Origin of the sequence: Streptomyces fractus (assembly GCF_049844455.1) — a bacterium.
Taxonomy (GTDB): domain Bacteria; phylum Actinomycetota; class Actinomycetes; order Streptomycetales; family Streptomycetaceae; genus Streptomyces; species Streptomyces fractus.
In genome coordinates this window covers 1,262,809-1,281,855 of the sequence record NZ_JBMYHI010000002.1, presented here as the reverse complement: position 1 = coordinate 1,281,855, position 19,047 = coordinate 1,262,809, and the positions used below count along the sequence as shown (strand labels likewise).

At 70.2% G+C, this 19,047-nt stretch carries 19 protein-coding genes; 11 read left to right on the top strand and 8 right to left on the bottom strand.

What is annotated here, in order from left to right:
* Window positions 1-6: 6 nt before the first annotated feature.
* Window positions 7-486: a MarR family winged helix-turn-helix transcriptional regulator gene (locus tag ACP4E5_RS07855; protein ID WP_425826294.1), complete on the bottom strand. Its 480-nt coding sequence runs from the start codon at window positions 484-486 to the stop codon at window positions 7-9.
* Between the two features lie 116 nt (window positions 487-602).
* Window positions 603-1,637: a LacI family DNA-binding transcriptional regulator gene (locus tag ACP4E5_RS07850; RefSeq protein ID WP_425826292.1), complete on the bottom strand. Its 1,035-nt coding sequence runs from the start codon at window positions 1,635-1,637 to the stop codon at window positions 603-605.
* A gap of 290 nt (window positions 1,638-1,927) precedes the next feature.
* Between ACP4E5_RS07850 and ACP4E5_RS07845 the strand changes: the two genes are divergently transcribed.
* The 4 genes from ACP4E5_RS07845 (at window position 1,928) to ACP4E5_RS07830 (ending at window position 7,046) form a co-directional block, all read left to right on the top strand.
* Entirely contained in the window at window positions 1,928-3,274 is a 1,347-nt protein-coding gene (locus ACP4E5_RS07845) for an ABC transporter substrate-binding protein (protein ID WP_425826290.1), read from the top strand.
* Window positions 3,274-4,179, top strand: a complete 906-nt coding sequence (locus ACP4E5_RS07840) for a carbohydrate ABC transporter permease (protein ID WP_425826288.1) — start codon at window positions 3,274-3,276, stop codon at window positions 4,177-4,179. Before ACP4E5_RS07845 ends, ACP4E5_RS07840 begins: the two co-directional genes overlap by 1 nt.
* Window positions 4,180-4,181: 2 nt before the next feature.
* A complete protein-coding gene (locus ACP4E5_RS07835; protein ID WP_425826286.1) occupies window positions 4,182-5,084 on the top strand; it encodes a carbohydrate ABC transporter permease in 903 nt (300 codons plus the stop codon).
* A gap of 237 nt (window positions 5,085-5,321) precedes the next feature.
* The gene (locus ACP4E5_RS07830; protein ID WP_425826284.1) at window positions 5,322-7,046 is read left to right on the top strand and encodes a TolB-like translocation protein; all 1,725 of its coding nucleotides are present in this window, start codon (window positions 5,322-5,324) and stop codon (window positions 7,044-7,046) included.
* Between the two features lie 38 nt (window positions 7,047-7,084).
* Here the strand turns inward: ACP4E5_RS07830 and ACP4E5_RS07825 are convergent, their stop codons facing one another.
* Window positions 7,085-7,663, bottom strand: a complete 579-nt coding sequence (locus ACP4E5_RS07825) for a TetR family transcriptional regulator (protein ID WP_425826282.1) — start codon at window positions 7,661-7,663, stop codon at window positions 7,085-7,087.
* A gap of 116 nt (window positions 7,664-7,779) precedes the next feature.
* On the opposite strand from ACP4E5_RS07825, the gene ACP4E5_RS07820 reads away from it, so the two are divergent.
* The 7 genes from ACP4E5_RS07820 to ACP4E5_RS07790 are packed head-to-tail and all read left to right on the top strand — an operon-like array spanning window position 7,780 to window position 14,448.
* On the top strand, window positions 7,780-10,143 hold the full coding sequence (locus tag ACP4E5_RS07820) for a xanthine dehydrogenase family protein molybdopterin-binding subunit (protein WP_425826280.1): 2,364 nt from the start codon (window positions 7,780-7,782) through the stop codon (window positions 10,141-10,143).
* A complete protein-coding gene (locus ACP4E5_RS07815; protein ID WP_425826278.1) occupies window positions 10,140-11,051 on the top strand; it encodes an FAD binding domain-containing protein in 912 nt (303 codons plus the stop codon). The genes ACP4E5_RS07820 and ACP4E5_RS07815 overlap by 4 nt, the downstream gene beginning before the upstream one ends.
* The gene (locus ACP4E5_RS07810) at window positions 11,044-11,532 is read left to right on the top strand and encodes a (2Fe-2S)-binding protein (protein ID WP_425826276.1); all 489 of its coding nucleotides are present in this window, start codon (window positions 11,044-11,046) and stop codon (window positions 11,530-11,532) included. Before ACP4E5_RS07815 ends, ACP4E5_RS07810 begins: the two co-directional genes overlap by 8 nt.
* Window positions 11,529-12,140: an SRPBCC family protein gene (locus ACP4E5_RS07805; RefSeq protein WP_425826274.1), complete on the top strand. Its 612-nt coding sequence runs from the start codon at window positions 11,529-11,531 to the stop codon at window positions 12,138-12,140. Before ACP4E5_RS07810 ends, ACP4E5_RS07805 begins: the two co-directional genes overlap by 4 nt.
* Window positions 12,141-12,185: 45 nt before the next feature.
* Window positions 12,186-13,022 (top strand): mycofactocin-coupled SDR family oxidoreductase, encoded by an 837-nt coding sequence (locus tag ACP4E5_RS07800; protein ID WP_425826272.1) that lies wholly within the window; start codon window positions 12,186-12,188, stop codon window positions 13,020-13,022.
* Window positions 13,019-14,212, top strand: a complete 1,194-nt coding sequence (locus ACP4E5_RS07795; RefSeq protein WP_425826270.1) for a cytochrome P450 — start codon at window positions 13,019-13,021, stop codon at window positions 14,210-14,212. Before ACP4E5_RS07800 ends, ACP4E5_RS07795 begins: the two co-directional genes overlap by 4 nt.
* A gap of 2 nt (window positions 14,213-14,214) precedes the next feature.
* Window positions 14,215-14,448 (top strand): ferredoxin, encoded by a 234-nt coding sequence (locus ACP4E5_RS07790; RefSeq protein ID WP_425826268.1) that lies wholly within the window; start codon window positions 14,215-14,217, stop codon window positions 14,446-14,448.
* Between the two features lie 61 nt (window positions 14,449-14,509).
* Here the strand turns inward: ACP4E5_RS07790 and ACP4E5_RS07785 are convergent, their stop codons facing one another.
* From ACP4E5_RS07785 to ACP4E5_RS07765, 5 genes are read right to left on the bottom strand one after another with little or no spacing between them, the layout of a single operon-like run.
* Window positions 14,510-15,223: a carboxymuconolactone decarboxylase family protein gene (locus ACP4E5_RS07785; protein WP_425826266.1), complete on the bottom strand. Its 714-nt coding sequence runs from the start codon at window positions 15,221-15,223 to the stop codon at window positions 14,510-14,512.
* Window positions 15,224-15,251: 28 nt separating this feature from the next.
* A complete protein-coding gene (locus tag ACP4E5_RS07780; RefSeq protein ID WP_425826264.1) occupies window positions 15,252-16,736 on the bottom strand; it encodes an aldehyde dehydrogenase family protein in 1,485 nt (494 codons plus the stop codon).
* Window positions 16,733-17,533 (bottom strand): SDR family oxidoreductase, encoded by an 801-nt coding sequence (locus tag ACP4E5_RS07775; RefSeq protein ID WP_425826262.1) that lies wholly within the window; start codon window positions 17,531-17,533, stop codon window positions 16,733-16,735. Before ACP4E5_RS07775 ends, ACP4E5_RS07780 begins: the two co-directional genes overlap by 4 nt.
* Window positions 17,530-18,315, bottom strand: a complete 786-nt coding sequence (locus ACP4E5_RS07770) for an SDR family oxidoreductase (protein WP_425826260.1) — start codon at window positions 18,313-18,315, stop codon at window positions 17,530-17,532. The genes ACP4E5_RS07775 and ACP4E5_RS07770 overlap by 4 nt, the downstream gene beginning before the upstream one ends.
* 25 nt (window positions 18,316-18,340) lie before the next feature.
* A complete protein-coding gene (locus ACP4E5_RS07765; RefSeq protein WP_425826258.1) occupies window positions 18,341-19,003 on the bottom strand; it encodes a TetR/AcrR family transcriptional regulator in 663 nt (220 codons plus the stop codon).
* Window positions 19,004-19,047 lie beyond the last annotated feature (44 nt).

Below are 19,047 nucleotides of genomic sequence, written 5' to 3'. Positions count from 1 at the left end.
GCCGGGTCAGGCCGAGCGGTCGCGCAGTTGCCGGCCGAGAGCCTCGAGGGCGCCGAGCGCGGAGCCCAGAGCGGCGCGGTCGCCCTCGGTGAGACACCCCAGCGCGTCCGCGATCTGCCGCGCGGCGACTCCCTGGGCCTCGCCGATCCGCTCGGCGGTCAGGCCGGTGGCCCGCAGGTGCACGACGCGCTTGTCCGCGGGGTCCGGGTGCCGCTCGAGGAGACCGGCCTCGCTGAGGCGGGTGACCAGGGCGCTGACATTGTTCGGCTTCATGAGCAGCGCGTCGGCCGCCTGGCGCACGGTGACACCGTCGTGCCCGGCGACGTACTGGAGCAGCGCCAGCTGGGCCTCGGGCGGCTTGGAGTACGGCAGCAGGCTCTCGACGTGCCGCTCGACGCACCGGTGCAGCACAGGCAGAGCGGCCGCGAGGCCCTCGGCCACGCGGTCGACGCTCTGGCTCTGACGAACCCTGCTGCTCTCCGGCACGGCGTCAGCCTATGTATGCGGTGATACCTATGTCAACATAGGTAAATCCGGGACGCCGCAACCCCGTGCCCAATACGGTCCCGTGACCCATGCGGCTGCGTCGCCACGCAACCCCGTCACCCGCCCACCCCCCGCGTGGACTCCCGTACGACCAGCCGCGTGGCCAGTTCGACGTGGTGGGAGTCGATCCGGTCCCCGGCGGCCAGCTGAAGCGCGGTGCGCAGCGCGACCGCGCCCATTTCGTGGACCGGGCCGTGGATGGTGGTCAGGGGTGGCGAAGTCACCTGCGCCAGCGGGGTGTTGTCGAAGCCGACGACGCTCAGGTCGTCCGGTACGCGCAGGCCGCGCCGGCGGGCGGCCTCGATGAGGCCCGCGGCCAGTTCGTCGGAGGCGGCGAACACCGCGGTGGGTGCGGGGCTCTCCCCGAGCAGGCGTTCCCCGTGCGCGAGGCCCTCGGCCGCGTGGAACGTGCCTGCGTGGCGGACCAGTTCGGCCGGCACCCGTGCGCCGGCCGCCTCCATCGCGCTGCGGAAGCCGTGCAGCCGGGCCTGGTTGGAACCGGCGCGCTCCGGGCCGCCGAGGTAGGCGATGCGGCGGTGGCCGAGCGAGAGCAGGTGCGCGGCCGCGGCGTGGCCCCCGGAGAAGTTGGTGGCGCCGACGCTGACGACGGAGTCGTCGGGCAGGGACTCCGGGTCGAGCAGCACCAGCGGCATCCGGTACCGGCTCAGGGCCTCGCGGGCCGGGGGCGAGAGGGTGTTCGCGGTGACCGCGATGACGGCGCGCCGCCCCGCGGCGGCCAGGCCGCGGGCCCATGCGACCGGGTCGGCCGTCGGGTCGTGCTCCTGGTCGCCGCGCCTGCCGACCACCACGGCGACGCCCTCGCGGGCCCCGGCGTCCACCACGCTCTGAATGATCTCCGTGTGGTAGATGCTCAGCCGCTCGACCCCGAAGAACAGTTCCACGGTCGGGTGCGAACGCAAATTGTCCTTGTTCCCGCCGTAGTTGTAGCGGCGCAGCAGTTCCAGGACCCTGTCGCGCGTCTGCTGCGCCACGTCGGGGCGGCCGTTGATGACCTTGGAGACGGTGGCCACCGAGACGCCGGCGGACTCGGCGACCTTGGCCAGGGTGACGCGTTGCGGGTCCGATGCCATGGCTCCCCCGGGGGCGTGGTGGCGGGGCGGCCGCCCGCGCCGCGCAGCACCGTAACACCGAAACTTTTTTCGGCGCCCGACTCGGTCAACTCCCTTGCCGTCCGCGAAAACTGACCGTGTGGTGAGGGTTGACGGGTCCGTGTCGCCCGCCTTACGTTCACCGCCAGTGCGGCCGACAGCAATTTGTTTCGACGATCCTGGGGCCCTTCTTTCGGTCCATCGTGGCCGGCGGCTCCTCGTGCGATGTCTTCGCCACCAACCCGGCTACCAACCCAAAGGGGAGACCCGAGATGACGCGATTCCACACGGCGGGCTCGACAGGTACAGGTCCGATCTCCGCCGGCCCGGGTCCCTCCCGACGCGGCTTCCTCGTCGGTGCGATCGGCACCGCGCTCGCAGCCACCTCGCTCACGGCATGTGGTTCCGGTGACTCGGACAGCTCGGGCGGCGGTTCGGAGCTGGTGTTCATGAACCAGTCCCGTGGCCAGGCCGCGACGCTGAAGGCGCTGGCCAAGCAGTACACGAAGCAGACCGGCGTGAAGATCAGGATCGATGACGTCGGTCCCACCGACTTCCTGACCAAGCTCCAGTCGAGCTCCCAGTCCCGCCACATGCCGGACATGTACTCGGTGGTGGACGGGCACTCCATGGCGCCCTATTACAAGGCCGGTTGGGCCATGGACCTGACCGAGAAGATGCAGGGCGGCTGGGGTGACAGCTTCCTGCCCGCCACGCTCAAGACGACGACGTTCGGGGCGGACAATCCCCAGCACGTGAAGCCGGGCATCTACAGCGCCCACTGGGAGACCCCGGCCCTGGGCGTCTTCGTCAACGCCGGGCTCTACAAGGCCGCCGATCTCGACCCGGACAAGGCGCCCGCATCGATGAGCGAGTTCATCGACCAGCTGCGAAAGATCAAGAAGTCCGGGAAGGGCCCCTTCTGGTTCGCGGCCAGCCTCTCCAACCAGGTGATCCAGACGTACGCGTCCAACTACATGACCGATGAGGAGCTGAACGACACCTTCCTGGGCAAGAACAGCTGGAAGAGCGCGGGCTGGCGAAAGACCTTGCAGGTCGTGGTGGATCTGCGGGACGCCGGCGTGATCGCCAACGGTTCGATACCGAGCGGCACCACCGACAACCCCACCGTCGAGAAGGCCTTCTTCAACACCCAGGGCGTCGCGGCGATCTTCGACGGCACCTCGGCCGTCGGCGTGGCCCGCGCGACCGCCCCGGACTTCACCGACTTCCGCTCCTTCCCGCTCCCCAAGGCCGACGACGGCACCCGGACGCCGCGCCTGGTCGGCGGCGCCGCCAAGGGGGCCGCGGTCAATCCCCGCAGCAAGAACGCGGCCCAGGCCCTGAAGTTCCTCAAGTGGCTGACCGCCGCCGACCAGCAGCGGGACTGGGCGAAGGGGGTCCCGCTGATCCCCTCCGCGCGCGCCGTGTCCGACAAGAACATCCCGAAGCAGCTGACCGGCATCGCCGCGGACATCTCCCACATCCAGCTCGTCCAGAACCAGATCCTGGAACAGGTCAACACCGCGCTCCAGAAGGGCGTTCAGGCCCTCGTCCTCAAGGAGCGCACGGTCGACCAGGTCCTCGGGGACCTCGACGCGGCGCAGAAGAGCGCGTAATGGGGCGCCGCAATCGGCTGCTTGCCGCCGGTGTCTTCCTGGCGCCGGCGCTGGCCGTGATCGGTGTGTTCACGGTGGTCCCGTTCATCCAGGGCATCCTGCTCAGCTTCCAGTCCTGGGACGGGGTGAGCCTGGACACCCCGTTCGTCGGGCTCACCAACTACCGCTACGTGCTGCACGACGCCCAGTTCTGGGGCTCGATGAAGAACGCCGTCCTCTACGGTGTCGTCGGCCTGGTCGTCGCCAACGCGGTGTCGATGGTCATGGCGCTCGCCGTGCACCGCGCCCGCCGCGGCGCGGCGTTCTTCCGCACCGTGTACTACCTGCCCGGGGTGTTCTCCACGGTGGTGGTGGGTGTGATGTTCGCGTGGTTCCTCGACCCGAACATCGGGGTCGTCAACCAGACACTCAAGGCCCTCGGCCTCGACGGCCTGTCGCACAACTGGCTGGGGGACCCCAAGACGGCGCTGATCGCGGTCGCCGTCGTCTTCGTCTGGTACCACTGGGGCTTCGGCTTCATCCTCTTCCTCGCCGGCCGACAGGACGTACCGCAGGAGCTGTACGAGGCGGCGTCCCTCGACGGGGCGCGGGGCTGGGCCCAGTTCCGCTACGTCACCTGGCCCGGGATGGCCCATGTGACCGGCATCGTCAGCGTGTTGACCCTGCTGAGCGGACTGCAGATCTTCGGCACCGTCCAGGTCCTCACCAACGGCGGCCCCGCCGGTCACACCGAGGTCCCCACTCTGCACATCTACCAACAGGCGTTCCAGTACAGCGAGTTCGGCCGCGCGGCCGCCATGTCCGTCATCTTCGGGCTGTGCCTGGTCGTCCTCGCCTGCGTCCAGCTGTGGGCCTCCCGCAGGCTCGGCGGTGCCGCCGATTCCCGGACGGAGAAGGGACGTTGACCGTGAGTGCGCTTCTCGACCGGGTACGCGGATCCGATACGGCGAAGGTGTCGACGCCGGCGTCGGGCCCGCGGCGCCCCGGCAGCCGCCTGCGCGGACCACGCGTGGCGTTGTACGCCCTGCTGATCGCCGGAGCGCTCGAGGCGCTCGTGCCGGTGCTGTGGGTGGTGAGCGGATCCCTGCAGAGTTCGAAGCAGCTCTACAAGGGCACCAACCCGATTCCGCGCCCCTTTGAGTGGGGGAACTTCGCCGCCGCGTGGAACGAGGGCGGCTTCAGCCAGTACCTGCCCAACAGCCTCCTCTACACCACGGCCGCGGTCCTCGGGATCCTGGTCATCGCGAGCATGGCCGGGTACGCCCTCGCACGCATCGAGTTCCCCGGCCGCGGCGCCCTGGTGGGGGCCATCCTCGTCATCATGATCATTCCGCTGCCGGCCTCGTTCATCGCCCAGTACAAGCTGATGATCGCGCTCGGGCTCGCCAACACCCGCATCGGCTACATCCTCGTCCTCATCGCGGGCGGGCTGCCGATCTCCATCCTGATCATGCGCGGGTTCTTCGCGAGCCAGCCCAAGGAACTGGAGGAGGCCGCCGCCATCGACGGCGCCTCGCTGCTCGGCACGTTCTGGCGGATCATCCTGCCGCTGGCCCGGCCGGGCCTCGTCGCGGTGGCCGTCATCCAGGCCATGCAGGTCTGGAACGAGTACCTGATGGGTCTGGTGCTGTTCAACGACAGCTCGCTGATGCCGGTGCAGCGCGGACTCACCAACTTCGTCTCCGCGGACTCCCCGCAACAGCAGATCCTCCTCGCCGCCTCGCTCATCGCGGTGCTGCCGATCGTCATCTTCTACGCGGTCGCCCAGCGCAACATCGTCAGCGGGCTCTCGGCGGGGGCGCTCAAGTGACCGGGGGCCCCACGTGACCAGCCCTCAAGTGACCAGGCAACGACCAGTGAGGAAGCTGCAATGATCATGAGAGTTCGAAGCGCACGGTCCCTCCTCGCGAGAGGTACCGCGGCCGCCTTACTGGCGCTCGCCGCAGTCCTCTCCTGTACGCAGACCCCGGCCCCCGTCGCTCACACATCCCCGGCCGCGGACGCGTCGCCCCCAGGCCAACCCCGGGCCGAAATCGCCCAGTTGCCCGTGCCCCCGACCGTCCCCGAGGACGGGACATGCGCCCACCCGACCGGCTGCGTCTCGGCCGACTGGAGCGGGATCGGAACGCCCGGACCCACCAGGGACCCGAAGTACGTGTTCGTGGGCATCACCTACGCCGGAGCGCCGGACTCGGGACCCGCGAGCGTCTACCGCGGCAATCAGGTCCTGGTGGTCCACACCGACGGACGCACCTTCCCGAACGGCGAGGCGTGGAAGTGCGTCACATGCGGGGTGTCGTACGGATCGGAGATCGACACCAGCCAGCTCGTCTACCCGCCCGCGAACGAGTTCCCCGACCACAAGCGCGTCCTGGTGAGCAACGGCATCCTCCAATGCGGCGACGACGGGGCCTCCTACGCGGTCACCGACCCGCGCTGCACCCCGGCCAACACCCGTATCACTCCCATCTATTGGAACGGCAGGCCGCTGTTCGAGCCCGACAAGGACGGCATCAACAACGGCCGGGAGTGGCGGCTGAGCCCCGACGGTGTGCACCTGGTGTGGGACGTGCTCGACTTCAGGGCCCTCGACGAGATCCCCTACGTCGGCCGGATCGCCTACGACAAGCAGCAGCGACGCTACGAGCTCACCAAGGTGTCCGTCCTCACCAACCCGTCGTCGGCCTACCAGCCCCTGGTCGTCGAGGACGGCAAGCGGCTGCGCCTCAACCACGCCGGGATGGTCGGCGAACCGCGCGGCTTCACCGCCGACGGGCGGGCCACCCTCGGCATCCAGAGCGTCAACTCCGACAGCATGGACGGCTGGGCCACCGACCTGGCCACCGGTGCCTCCCGGCCGGTGACGCGCCAGGCCCACTACACCGACCCCATGGCGATGTCACCGAACGGCAAGTGGCTGCTCGCCGAGGAGGTCAACGGCTCGGGACGACTCGACTTCATCTCCGGAATGCCGGGCATCCCGCCGCTCACCACCCAGACGGGCACCGCCTCGTACGTCGCCGGGATCCGCAACGAGGGAAACCGTCGCTACTTCTCGCCGTGGCTCGTCGACCCCAAGACCGGCCACGGCTTCCGGATCAACGCCGGATCCGACCGGAACTGGAACATCGCGGCCGACCCGGCTTGGCTCGCCGACAGCACAGCCGTCGTCTACACCGAGAACCTGGCCTTCGGCGCCAACCCGAAACCGCACCGCTGCGCCGACTCGACGGAGCCCGGTGGCCGCAACAGCCGGCTGATGATCGCCCGCTTCCCGGACTTCAAGCCCACCGCGCCGGTGGCCACCGCGCCGGTCTCCGACAAGACCTGGGGTCAGCCCTACGACCCGGACAAGGCCCCTGAGCGCGTCAAGCCGGTGCCGGCCGGCACGTACACCCTGCGCGGAAAGGCCCAGGGCTCGGCCACCGTACGGATCACCAACGACAGCGCCGGCGCCCAGACGCTGAGCACCGCCGTCGACTACCGCGACTACAGCGACGACGGCACGAACATCATCAACGGCACCGAAAAGGTCGAGCGCGTCTCCAACGCGTCGCTCGGCTGCACACCGGGCACCGCCTCGGCCCTCGCCTGCGTCACCTGGACCGAGGACCTGAAGCTGTCCGGCCGGCACACCGGCACCAAGCGGACCGGCCCCGACGGCTTCACGCTCGGCCCGTCCGTGATGCTCAGGAACGACTTCCAGGCCGTCGGCACGCTCACGACGACCATCGACGGAACCACCTACCGGCAGCCGGCCAACGGCAGTTGAACCGGACGGTTCCGGAGGGGCGTGTCCCTCCGGAACCGTCACCCCTCGTAGTGCTGGAGCATCTGCTCCACGAACGCGAGGGCCTCCTTGTGCCGGGTCGTCATGCCCATCGCCTCCTCCATCATCAGGTTCCGGCCGAGCGCGTTCGTGAGGACGAGGAGCACCGCGGGGGAGAGCTCGGCGGGCAGCTCCGTGCCCTGTTCCGCGAGCCCGCGCGTGAGCGCCTCCAGTTGGGCCTCGCGGTAGCGCTCGGCGGTCGCGGCCAGCTCGGCGCGGATCGTCTTGCGGTGATTGGCGAGAGCGGCGAACTCCGTGGTCAGCGCGTTGCCGGGGTGGCTGCTCAGGCGCCACAGCGCCCGCAGCGGCTGCGGTCCCGAGAGCGCCTGCGCCTGCCGCTTCAGCTCCGCGTCGCCGCGCCGCCGCAGCACGGCGAGGAACAGGTCGTCGAGCGTGCGGAAGTAGTAGAGGACGAGCGCCGGGGCCACCTCGGCCTCGCGCGCCACCCTGCGTACGCCGACGGCGGCGTACCCCTCCTCCAGCATCAGCCGCTCCGTGATGTCGAGCAGGAGCAGGCGCGTCTTGGAGGTCTCGGTACCCATGCGTCGCGGTGCGGTCATGCCCGTCATTGTGCTTGACGCTCCGCGCGGGCGGGTGTTAAACAGTTGTTCAGCGCATTGGTTAAACACTCGTTCAGCACTCCTTCAGCACTCAAGTGTGAGCGGAGGCACGGCCGATGGCACCACCCGCAGGCGGCACCGACACCGACAGCGGCACGCGCACCGCCTATGCAGGGACGCGCGTTCCGCGCGTCGAGGATCTGCGACTTCTGACCGGCACGGGCACGTACGTCGACGACGTCGTGCGGCCCGGCATGCTGCACGCGTGCTTCGTCCGCAGCCCGATGGCGCGGGCCCGGATCATCGATGTGGACGCGTCCGAGGCACTCCAACTCGACGGCGTGCAGGCCGTGTTCGTCGCCTCCGACCTCAACCCGGACGTGCGAGAACAGTGGTACACACTGAACGGGCGCGACGACCCGGACACGCCACGCCCGCCCCTCGCCGAGGGCGAGGTCCGGTTCGTGGGCGATCCGGTGGCGATGGTCGTGGCGAGCGACCGGTATGTCGCCGAGGACGCCGCCGAGTTGGTGCTCGTCGACTACGAACCGCTCACCCCGGTCGTCGACTACACGACGGCCCTCGACTGCGCCGAATCCGTGCACGCCATACACCCCGACAATCTCGTCGGGCAGCTCGGCGGGCGGCCCATGGCCGGCCTGGACCCCGTGTTCGCGGGCGCGCCGCACGTCGTGAGCCAGACGCTGTACCAGCAGTCGCACGGCCCCGTCCCGATGGAGACGCGTGGCATCGTCGCCGAACGGGCCGCGGCCGGCGGTGAGATGACGGTCTGGGCAGCGACCCAGTCACCCCACGAGGTGCGCGCCTTCTGTGCCCGGCTGCTCGGTATCGACGAACACCGGGTGCGGGTCGTCATGCGCGACACCGGCGGCGGCTTCGGGCAGAAGGTGCTGCCGCAGCGCGAGGACATGTGTGTGATGCTTGCCGCCGCCCGGTTGCCCGCCGCCGTCAAGTGGATCGAGGACCGGCAGGAACATCTGCTCGCGGCGGGTCAGGCCCGCCACGAGCACGGCGAGGCCCGCATCGCCCTCGACGACGACGGCCGGATCCTCGCCGCGACCCTCGACCACGTCCAGGACGCGGGCGCCTACCCGACCCCCTCGCCCGTGCAGAGCGGCATCGCCGTCGGCATGCTGTTCCCCGGCCCGTACCGGATCCCGGAGGGCACGTTCTCCTCGCGGTTCGTGTTCTCCAACACGAGCGGGCGGGTGGCCTACCGGGGGCCGTGGCAGTACGAGTCGATGGCCCGCGAAACCCTCCTCGACACGGCCGCGCGCCAACTCGGCATGGATCCGGTCGAGTTGAGGCGGCGCAACATGCTGCGCCGGGACGAGCTGCCCACCGCCAACTTCAACGGCATGCCCTACGACCACATCTCCCCGCGCGAGACCTTCGAGCAGGCCCTGACGATGCTCGACTACGAGGCGTTCCGCAAGAAGCAGGCGCGGGCCCGTGCGGCCGGACGTTACCTGGGTGTCGGCACCTGCACGTACGTCGAACCCACCGCGGGTGCGACACCTTTCCACGCCACCGAGGGTTCGACCATCCGCATCGAACCGTCCGGAAAGGTCAACGTGTACGTCGCCGGCGGCTCCTGCGGCAACAGCCTGGAGACCACCGTCGTACAGCTGACGGCCGACGCGCTCGGCGTGGCCATCGAGGACGTCGGCACCATTCAGGGCGACACCGCCGTCACGCCGTACGGGGCGGGCACGGGCGGCAGCCGCTCGGGCCCCATGACGGCTGGCGCCATCGCGCAGACGGCAGGCGTGCTGCGTGAGCGGATCCTCGCCATCGCCGCCCACCGGCTCGAAGTCCCCTTGGAGGACGTCGAGTTCGTGCGCGGACGGGCGACGGCCAAGGGCGGCGAAGCCTCACTCACGCTCGCCGAGATCGCCGACATCGCGTACTACCAGGTCCACGCCCTGCCACCCGGAGTCCCCGCGGGCCTTGAGGCGAGCGGTCGCTACCACACGCCGCACCTCATGATCTGGGCGAACGCGACTCACGTGTGCACCTGCGAGGTCGACGTGGTGACCGGAGAGGTGCGGCTGCTGCGGTACATCGTCAGCGAGGACTGCGGCCCGATGATCAACCCGAGCGTGGTGGAGGGCCAGATCGCCGGCGGCACCGTGCAGGGGATCGGCGGCGCGCTGTACGAGGAACTGGCCTACGACGAGGACGGCAACCCCCTCTCGTCCACGTTCATGGACTACTTACTGCCCACCGCCACCGAGGTCCCGCTGATCGAGGTGGGGCATGTGGACACGCCTGGGCCGGGGCCCGGCGGATACAAGGGAGTGGGGGAAGGCGGCGCGATCGGCTCCGCACCCGCCGTCGTGAACGCGGTCGCCGACGCACTCGCACCCCTGGGCGTACGCATCAGCCGGCTGCCCCTCACCCCGTCGTCGCTCGTCGCCCTCATCGAGGAGCAGCAGCAGGAGGTGACGGCCGAATGAAGCCCGCACCGTTCACCTATCACGCACCCGACGATGCGGCCGAAGTAGTCGGCCTGCTGGCCGAATTGGGCGACGACGCCAAGGTCGTCGCCGGCGGGCAGAGCCTCGTCCCCATGCTGGCCCTGCGCCTCGCTGCCTTCGGACACCTCGTCGACCTGCGCCGCCTCCACGAACTGCGCGGCATAGAGCGCCGCGGTGACTCCGTGTGGATCGGGGCAGGCACCACGCAGGCCGCCGTGGAGCACTCCGACGAGGTGCGCGCCGCCGTGCCGCTGCTCGCCCGCGCGACGCCCCTCATCGGCCACTTCCAGATCCGCAACCGCGGCACCGTGGGCGGCTCGCTCGCACACGCCGACGCCGCTGCCGAATACCCCGCGGTGGCCCTGACGCTGGATGTCGAGATGGAGACGCTGTCGCCGCGCGGCCGGCGCACCATCCCGGCGGAGCGCTTCCTCTCCGGGATGTGGAGCACGGCACTGGCCGAGGACGAACTCCTCACCGGCGTCAACATCCCCGTCTGGGAAGGGCGTTGCGGCTTCGCCGTCGAGGAGTTCGCCCGCAGGAGCGGCGACTTCGCCATCGCCGGGGCGACCGTCGCGCTCCGCGTCGACGACGAAGGGCGCCTGGACCGGTGCGCCATCGGCCTGTTCGGTCTCGGCCCCACCGCCGTCCGCGCACGCGCCGCCGAGGCGGCCCTCCTCGGCACCGACGCGTTCGCCGTCTCCGCCGAGGACGTCGGCAGAACCGCCACCGAGGGCCTTACGTCCGTACCCGCCGATCTGCACGGATCGGCCGACTACCGCATCCGCGTGGGCGCCGCCATGGTCGCCCGCGCCTGGCATCGCGCCGTACAGGAAGCAGTGCACGGCGCGGCGCACGAAGCGGAACAGGAGGCAGCCCATGGCTGACGAGCCCACCGTCGACATCCGCGTCGTCGTCAACGGCACACCCCGGCGCGCCGCCGTACGCGCCCGGCTCACCCTCGCCGACTTCCTCCGCGTGGACTGCGGCCTCACCGGCACCCACCTCGGCTGCGAACACGGTGTGTGCGGCGCGTGCACCGTCCTGCTCGACGGGGAGGCGGTCCGCGCCTGCCTCATGTTCGCCGTGCAGGCCGACGGCACGGAGGTCACGACCGTCGAGGGCATCGCGGGACCCGACGGCCAACTCTCCACGGTCCAGGCGGCGTTCCGTGAACACCACGGACTTCAGTGCGGATTCTGCACCCCGGGGATCGTCGTGTCGGTCACCGCCTTCCTCGCCGAGAACCCCAAACCCACCGACGACGAGATCCGCGAGGCGCTCACCGGGAACCTGTGCCGCTGCACCGGCTACCAGGGAATCGTCGACGCCGTACGCGCGGCGGCAGAGGAAGGGACGTCGGCATGAAACTGGAGCACACCCTCGACATTCCCGTGCCGGTCGCCGAGGCGTGGAAGATCCTCCTCGACGTCGAGCGCGTCGCACCCTGCGTCCCCGGAGCGGAGCTGACCGCCAGTGACGGCGACGAACACCGCGGCCGGATCAAGGTCAAGCTGGGCCCCATCGCGCTCACATACACCGGCACCGTCACCTTCGTGGTGCGCGACGAGCAGGCCAGGGTCGTGGTGCTTGAGGCGGGCGGCCGGGAGGCGCGCGGCAACGGCACCGCCAAGGCAGTCGTGACCTGCCGCCTCACCGAATTCGAAGGCCTAGCCGACGACCGTGCGACGCACCTCCACGTCGAGACCGAGTTGACCATCACCGGTAAGCCCGCCCAGTTCGGCCGCGGCACCCTCGCCGAGGTGTCCGGGGCGCTGATGGACCGCTTCGCGGAGAACCTGGCCGCTGAGCTGACCGCCTCGAACTCGCAGCTCAGCGAGCCGAGTTCGGTCGAGCCTGCCGTCGCGGCGCCGCTCGACCTGGTCGCGTCGTCGGGCGTCCTCAAGCGCATCGCCCCGTTCGCGGTGGGCGCCGCGCTCCTGCTGCTCGCCTTTCGCGCCCTGCGCCGCCGCTAGACCCGTTTCCACCTTCCCGATCCCACTCCAGAATTGAGGTACCCCATGCCCGGACGAGTCGAAGGAAAGGTCGCCTTCATCACCGGCGCGGCCCGCGGTCAAGGCCGTAGTCACGCGATCCGCCTCGCCGAGGAGGGCGCCGACATCATCGCCGTCGACGTCTGCAAGCAGCTCGACGGCGTCAAGTTCGCCATGTCGACACCGGAAGACCTGAAGGAGACGGTCAACCAGGTACAGAAGCTGGGCCGCCGCATCCACGCCGTGCAGGCCGACGTCCGCGACCACGACGCGCTCAAGGCCGCCGTGGACGAGGGTGTCGAGCAGTTCGGCCGCCTCGACATCGTGTGCGCCAACGCCGGCCTCGGCAGTGACGGCGCCCGCATGCACCTCATGGACGAGAAGACCTGGCGCGACATGATCGACGTCAACCTCACCGGTGTGTGGCTGACCACCAAGGTATCCGTCCCGCACATCATCGCGGGCGGCCGCGGCGGCTCCGTCATCCTGACCAGCTCGGTGGGCGGGCTGCGCGGCCACGCCAACATCGGCCACTACATCGCCGCCAAGCACGGCGTCGTAGGCCTGATGCGCACCCTGGCCTGGGAGCTCGGCGAGCACAACATTCGGGTGAACTCGCTGCACCCCTCGCAGGTCAACACCCCGATGGTCATGCACGACGGCACGTACAAGATGTTCCGGCCCGACCTGGAGAACCCCACGGTCGACGACTTCGCCCAGGCCTCGCAGGTGATGCACCTGCTGCCCACCCCCTGGGTCGAGGCACGTGACATCAGCAACGCCGTCCTCTACCTGGCGTCGGAGGACGGCCGATTCGTCACCGGAACCACGCACACCGTCGACGCGGGAGCCATGCTCAAATGACCACCACCACCGAACCCGTCTACTGGGACCCCTTCGACGCCTCGCTCGTCCAGGACCCCTACCCGATCTATGCCCGCCTGCGCGAGGAAGCCCCGCTCTACCGCAACGAGGCCCACGACTTCTACGCGGTCAGCCAGTACGCCGACTGCCAGAGCGGGCTCGCGGACTGGCAGACCTTTTCGTCGGGGCGGGGCGACATCCTGGAGATCATCCAGGCGAACGTCGACATCCCGCCCGGCACCCTGATCTTCGAGGACCCGCCCGTCCACGACCTCCACCGCCGCCTGCTCGCCCGCGTCTTCACCCCGCGCCGCATCGCCCAACTGGAGCCAAAAATACGGGCGTTCTGCGAGAAGGTCCTCGATCCCGTCACCGGAGCCGGACGCTTCGACCTCGTCGAGGCCGTCGGCGCCGAGATGCCGATGCGGGTCATCGGGATGCTGCTCGGCATCCCGGAGGCCGACCAGCCCGCCTTCCGCGACCGTACCGACGCCACGCTCGACACAACCGGCCGCGGCCGGCTCGACCCCTCCGAGATGCTGAGCACCGAGGGCTTCCAGGAGTACATCGACTGGCGCAAGAAGCACCCCTCCGACGACCTGATGACCGAGCTGATCACCGCCGAGTTCGAGGACGAGAAGGGGGTCAGGCGCACCCTCACCGACGAGGAGGTCCTCACCTACTGCACGGTGGTCGCGGGCGCGGGCAACGAGACCACGGGGCGGCTCATCGGCTGGTTCGGCGCGGTGATGGCCCGCTACCCCGAGGCCCGGCGCGAGCTGGTCGCCGACCCGTCGCTCATCCCGAACGCCATCGAGGAGATCCTGCGCTTCGAGCCGACCGGGCCATTCACCGCCCGCTATGTCACCAAGGACGTCGAGTTCCACGGCTCGACGGTGCCGGCCGGCAGCGCGATCCTGTTCATCCAGGCGGCGGCCAACCGCGACCCGCGGCGCTTCCCCGACCCCGACCGCTTCGACATCCACCGGGTCTCCCAGCACATGTCGTTCGGCGTCGGCGCGCACTACTGCCTGGGCGCCGCGCTCGCCCGCCTCGAGGGGCGGGTTGCGGCGGAGGAGATCCTGCGGCGCTTCCCCGAGTGGGAGGTCGACTGGGACGGCGCGGAACTCGCCCAGACCTCGACCGTGCGCGGCTGGAAGACACTGCCGCTCCTCATCCCGGGGGCGTGACCATGGGGGAGCGCTGGAAGGTGACCGTCGACCCGCGGACGTGTGTCCGTACGGGACTGTGCGCGGCGTCGGCGCCGAACGAGTTCCGGCTCGACGAGAACGGTCAGGGCCGCGCGGCGGCCGACACACTGCCTGCGTCCGAGGACGTGCTCGACGTCGCCGAGTCCTGCCCGATCGAGGCGATCTCGATCGTCGACGCGGACAGCGGGGAAGCGGTGTTCCCGCCGGAGACGTGAGAACAGGCCAGGGGCGGCACGGGAATTCCCGTGCCGCCCCTGGCTCTTGCGGCGTCTCCTCCTACGCTTCGGTGGGCATGGCCGCCCACGCAGTCTCCACCGCTTCGGCGAGCGCCTCGCCCTTCGCGAATCCGTAGTAGGCGGCGAACTGCAGCACGATCTCGTCCATCTCCGCCTTCGTGACATCACCGGAGTGCAGCGCCGCGGTGACGTGCGAGCGCAACGGGACCGGCGAGTCGTCGAGCGCGACACTGGCGACCGTGATGACGCGGCGGTCCCTGCGGGCGAGGCCGGGGCGCTGCCAGACGTGCCCGAACACGAAGTTCAGGATGCCGGCGTGCCGGTAGGGGGAGTTCGACGGGGGCGCGGGCGTCAGATTGACGTCGACGAACTCCTCGACGCCGCGCGCGATCCGCTTGTCCATGTCGGTCGGGCCGAGCGTCGAATGGTCCAACTCGGGCCAGGGCGGGGCCTCTTCGCCGCGCTCATGATGGATGCGGGTCCACTGGCGGCCGATCGCGCCTTCGAGGTGCGAGGCCTTGGGCCACCCGCAGTAGACGGCGAAGTGGAGCACGAACTCCAGCATCTCCGTGAGCGTGATGTCACCGCTCACGAGTGCCGCGTGGACCTGCTCCTCGATCGGCCCGGGTGCGTCAGCCGCGGCGACACATGTGAGAGTCACCCAGCGGCGGTCACGGCGGCTCAGACCGGGCCGCGCCCACACCTGCTCGTTCAGGAAGTCATGTGACGCGCGGCTGAAGGGTGTGTCGTTCATCGGTTCCTCCTGGCGGCCCGCTGTGGCTCTACGCACGAATGAAGACGTTCTTGGTCTGGAGGAACTCGTACAGCCCTTCCTTGCCGCCCTCCCGGCCGTGACCGCTCTGCTTGTACCCGCCGAACGGGGCGCCCGGCGGCTGCCCGGACGCGCCGTTGACGTGCACCGTCCCCGCCCGGAGCCGCGGCACCAACCGCTGCACCCGTGTCACGTCCGCCGAGTAGAGGACGGCGCCGAGCCCGTACGGGGTGGCGTTCGCGAGCTCGACGGCCTGCTCCTCCGTGTCGAACGGGATGACCGACAGCACCGGCCCGAACACCTCGTGCTGTGCCACCTCGCTGTCCGGTTCGACGTCGGCGAGGACCGTCGGCTCGACGAAGTAGCCGTCACGGTTGTGGGGCGCGAGCGCCTCCGGGGCGACGGCGTGCCCTCCGACCACGAGGCGGCTGCTCCCGGCCGACTTCTCGATCACCCCGAGGATGCGGTCGCGGGCGGCGGCCCCGACCACGGGGCCGAGCGCGGTCGTCTGCTGGAACGGGTCGCCGACCGTGAACGCCGCTGCCGCCTTGGCCGCGGCCTCGACCACACCCTCGTACACGTCGCGGTGGGCAAGGAGGCGCGTGGTGAGGTTGCAGCCCTGGCCGGAGAGGTTGAAGCAGGAGCGGACCGTCTCGGCGACGGCCGCGTCGAGGTCGGCGTCGGGGAACAGGATGCTCGCCGTCTTGCCGCCGAGTTCGAGCAGCACCGGCTTGAGCGTGTGCCGTGCGGCGTCGAGGATCTTCCGCGCGGTCGGGATGCCGCCCGTGAACGAGATCATGTCGACGTCCGGGTGGCGCACGAGGTGGTCGCCGGCCTCGGGGCCGCCCGGCAGGATGTGCAGCACCCCGGGCGGAACTCCGGCCTCGAGCGCTATCTCGGCGAACCGGGCGACCGTGAACGGCGCGAGATCGGGTGACTTGACGACGACGCAGTTCCCGGCCGCGAGGGCAGGGGCGATCTTCATGCCGACCGACATGATCGGCCCGTTCCAGGTCAGGATGATCCCGACGACGCCGTACGGCTCCGGGACCGTGTAGTCCAGGCCCGGCACCATGAGCGGGCTCGGCGGGATCGTCGCGCCCTCGATCTTGTCGGCCCACCCGGCGTAGTACCCGAACCAGCCCGCGCACAGGTGGGCGAGCGCGGACGACATCATGATCGGCGCGCCGAGTTCGAGGGTCATGAGGCGGCCGAGTTCGGGCACGCGGGTGAGCATCAGCTCTTCCACGCGCTGGAGGATGCGCCGCCGCTGGTCCGGTGACATGGCCCGCCACCCGGGTTCTGCGGCGCGCGCGGCGGCCACGGCGGCGTCGACCTCGTTCGGCCCGCACAGTAGGACCGAGCCGTTGGCCTGCGCGGTCGCGGGGTTGATGTGGTCGACCGCTCCGAGGGACGTGGTGTCGAGCCACGTGCCGTCGATGAGCGGACCGGTGACACCGAGGCTGTCGGGGGAGGTGGTCGTCGAGTGTGTCACAGCCGGGTCACCCATCCTCCGTCGACGCTGATCGTCTGCCCGTTGATCCACTCACCGGCCGGCGATGCCAGCAGGAGAAGCGTGCCGAGCAGGTCCTCGGCGGGCGCGGATTTCTTGCCGGGGATGGCGGAGGCGAGGGCCGCGCGGGCGGGGTGGTCGGCGGGCAGGCTCTTGAACCCGGGTTCGTTCTCGACGAGTCCGGGTGCGATGGCGTTGACGTTGATGCCGAGCGGGCCGAGTGAACGGGCAAGCCCCACAGTCACGTTGACCAGTGCGAGCTTGCTGACCCCGTAGACACCGCCGCCCATGAAGGCCCCGGCCGACACCTGGTTGATGATGCGTCCGCCGCCGCGCTCGACCATCGACGCCTTGACCGCGCTCGCGCACACCACGGCGCCGAACACGTTGACGCGCATGACGCGGTCGAACCAGTCGCCGGGCAGGTCGAGCAGATCCACCTGCGGGATGTCGGCCATCAACGCGGCGTTGTTGACCAGGATGTCGACCCCGCCGAAGGCGTCGACGACCTGCTGGACCATGGCCGCCGCCGAGTCGCGGTCGGTGATGTCGACGCGTACCCCGAGGGCGTGGAAACCGTCCGCCGCAAGGGACTTGGCCGCGCGTTCGGCGCCCTCCGCGTCGAGGTCGGCCAGGGCGACCGACGCTCCGGCCTCCGCCAGGGCGCGGGCGTAGACCTGCCCGATGGCCCCGGCGCCGCCCGTGACGACGGCGACCTTCCCTTCCAGGCTCATCCGGTCCAGCGTGCGGTTCGCGTTGCCGTTCGCTTTGCTGCTCATGGTGTGTCCTTGAGGAGTCGGGACAGGTAGAGGTCGACGTCGGTGCCGAGTTCGCGCAGCTCGTCGGCTGCTTCTTGAGCGGTGAGGAGGAGGAAGCGGCCCTCGCTGACGCCGTCGGCGACGAGCTCACCGACCGACTCGGCGTCCACGATGGGGAATTGGGGCCCTTTGGGCTGCGCAGGCTCCCCGTAGAACGTGATCTGTTCGACGATGTTCGTGGCCACCCCCGCCGGGCACAGGCACGAGACCCCGATGCCGCGAGGCCGCAGATACAGCGCGAGCGACTCGGACAGGCCGACGACGGCGTGCTTCGTCGCCGTGTACGGCAGCCGGTCGAAGCCGTAGGGCAGCAGGCCTGCGGTGGACGCGGTGTTGACGATGTGCCCGGACCCCTGTTTCAGGAGTAGCGGCAGGAACACGTGATTGCTGCGGACGACGCTCATCAGATTCACGTCGATCACGCGCTGCCACGCCTCGACCGGGATCTCCTCGACCGGCCCGACCGCCAGCATCCCTACGTTGTTCATCACCAGGTCGACGCGGCCGAACCGGTCGAGGGCCAGGTCACGGACGGCCGGCAGGTCGTCGGGAGCGGTGACGTCACAGACGGCGGCGACCGCCTCATCCCCGAGTTCGGCCGCGACCGTCCGGGCGCGCTCGCCGTCGCGGTCGGTGACCACCACCCGGGCGCCACGCCGGGCGAAGGCGTGCGCGCACGCGCGCCCGATGCCGCTGCCAGCGCCGGTGACGACGGTGACGGCACCGTGCAGATCGAAACTCATCGAACGAGCCCTCCTCGAAACGGAGTTACGGGTGGATGAGAGGCGGGTGCAGCTCCTGACGCGCGGGCGCCTCCGCCGCGTCGAGCGCGGCCCGCGTCTCCGCGGACACCGGCGCCTCAAGGAAGCCGACCAGGCCGTCGAGCAGATCGCCCACGTGCACGGCGAACGGCAGCACCTGTTCGTCGCGGGCGCGGCTCTGCTCCCGTTCCGACCCCGCCTGCACCGCGTGCACGACGGCGTGGCCGAGACGGTGACCGCGCAGCGGTTCGGGCAGGTGCGGCAGCAGCGCCCCGACCTCTTCCCGGAACTGCCGGGTGGGGGCGAGCAGTTCGGGGGAGAGGCGTCCGAGCACGTCGCTGCGGCCGTGCTGGTGCAGCTTCGCGACGAACGTCAGGTAGTGGCTGCCGGCGCGCTCGCCCTGCTCCAGAACGGGGACGATGTGACACTGCACCCAGGTGCGCAGCGCGTGCGGTCGCAGCTCGGCGACCAGGGCCTCGCGCCGCTCGTTGAGGTCCCGCAGCCGGTACTCGAAGATCGCCTGAACGAGGCGGTCCTTCGTGCCGAAGTGGTACTGCACCGCGGTGTTGTTGCCGTTCCCGGCGGCCGCGCTGATCTGACGCAGCGAGGCGCCGTCGAGACCGCGCTCGGCGAAGAGGCGTTCCGCGGCCAGGATGATGTGTGTCTTCACGGACGGTTGCACCATGACACCGCACCCCTTAGAGAGGGCTATTG

Bases quoted from the DNA above. Each gene is read 5' to 3' on its own strand.
- ACP4E5_RS07820 (WP_425826280.1), top strand. From the start codon at position 7,780: ATGGCACCACCCGCAGGCGGCACCGACACCGACAGCGGCACGCGCACC.
- ACP4E5_RS07850 (WP_425826292.1), bottom strand. From the start codon at position 1,637: ATGGCATCGGACCCGCAACGCGTCACCCTGGCCAAGGTCGCCGAGTCC.
- ACP4E5_RS07770 (WP_425826260.1), bottom strand. From the start codon at position 18,315: ATGAGTTTCGATCTGCACGGTGCCGTCACCGTCGTCACCGGCGCTGGC.
- ACP4E5_RS07790 (WP_425826268.1), top strand. From the start codon at position 14,215: ATGGGGGAGCGCTGGAAGGTGACCGTCGACCCGCGGACGTGTGTCCGT.
- ACP4E5_RS07810 (WP_425826276.1), top strand. From the start codon at position 11,044: ATGGCTGACGAGCCCACCGTCGACATCCGCGTCGTCGTCAACGGCACA.
- ACP4E5_RS07825 (WP_425826282.1), bottom strand. From the start codon at position 7,663: ATGACCGCACCGCGACGCATGGGTACCGAGACCTCCAAGACGCGCCTG.
- ACP4E5_RS07795 (WP_425826270.1), top strand. From the start codon at position 13,019: ATGACCACCACCACCGAACCCGTCTACTGGGACCCCTTCGACGCCTCG.
- ACP4E5_RS07840 (WP_425826288.1), top strand. From the start codon at position 3,274: ATGGGGCGCCGCAATCGGCTGCTTGCCGCCGGTGTCTTCCTGGCGCCG.
- ACP4E5_RS07845 (WP_425826290.1), top strand. From the start codon at position 1,928: ATGACGCGATTCCACACGGCGGGCTCGACAGGTACAGGTCCGATCTCC.
- ACP4E5_RS07815 (WP_425826278.1), top strand. From the start codon at position 10,140: ATGAAGCCCGCACCGTTCACCTATCACGCACCCGACGATGCGGCCGAA.
- ACP4E5_RS07775 (WP_425826262.1), bottom strand. From the start codon at position 17,533: ATGAGCAGCAAAGCGAACGGCAACGCGAACCGCACGCTGGACCGGATG.
- ACP4E5_RS07785 (WP_425826266.1), bottom strand. From the start codon at position 15,223: ATGAACGACACACCCTTCAGCCGCGCGTCACATGACTTCCTGAACGAG.
- ACP4E5_RS07805 (WP_425826274.1), top strand. From the start codon at position 11,529: ATGAAACTGGAGCACACCCTCGACATTCCCGTGCCGGTCGCCGAGGCG.
- ACP4E5_RS07800 (WP_425826272.1), top strand. From the start codon at position 12,186: ATGCCCGGACGAGTCGAAGGAAAGGTCGCCTTCATCACCGGCGCGGCC.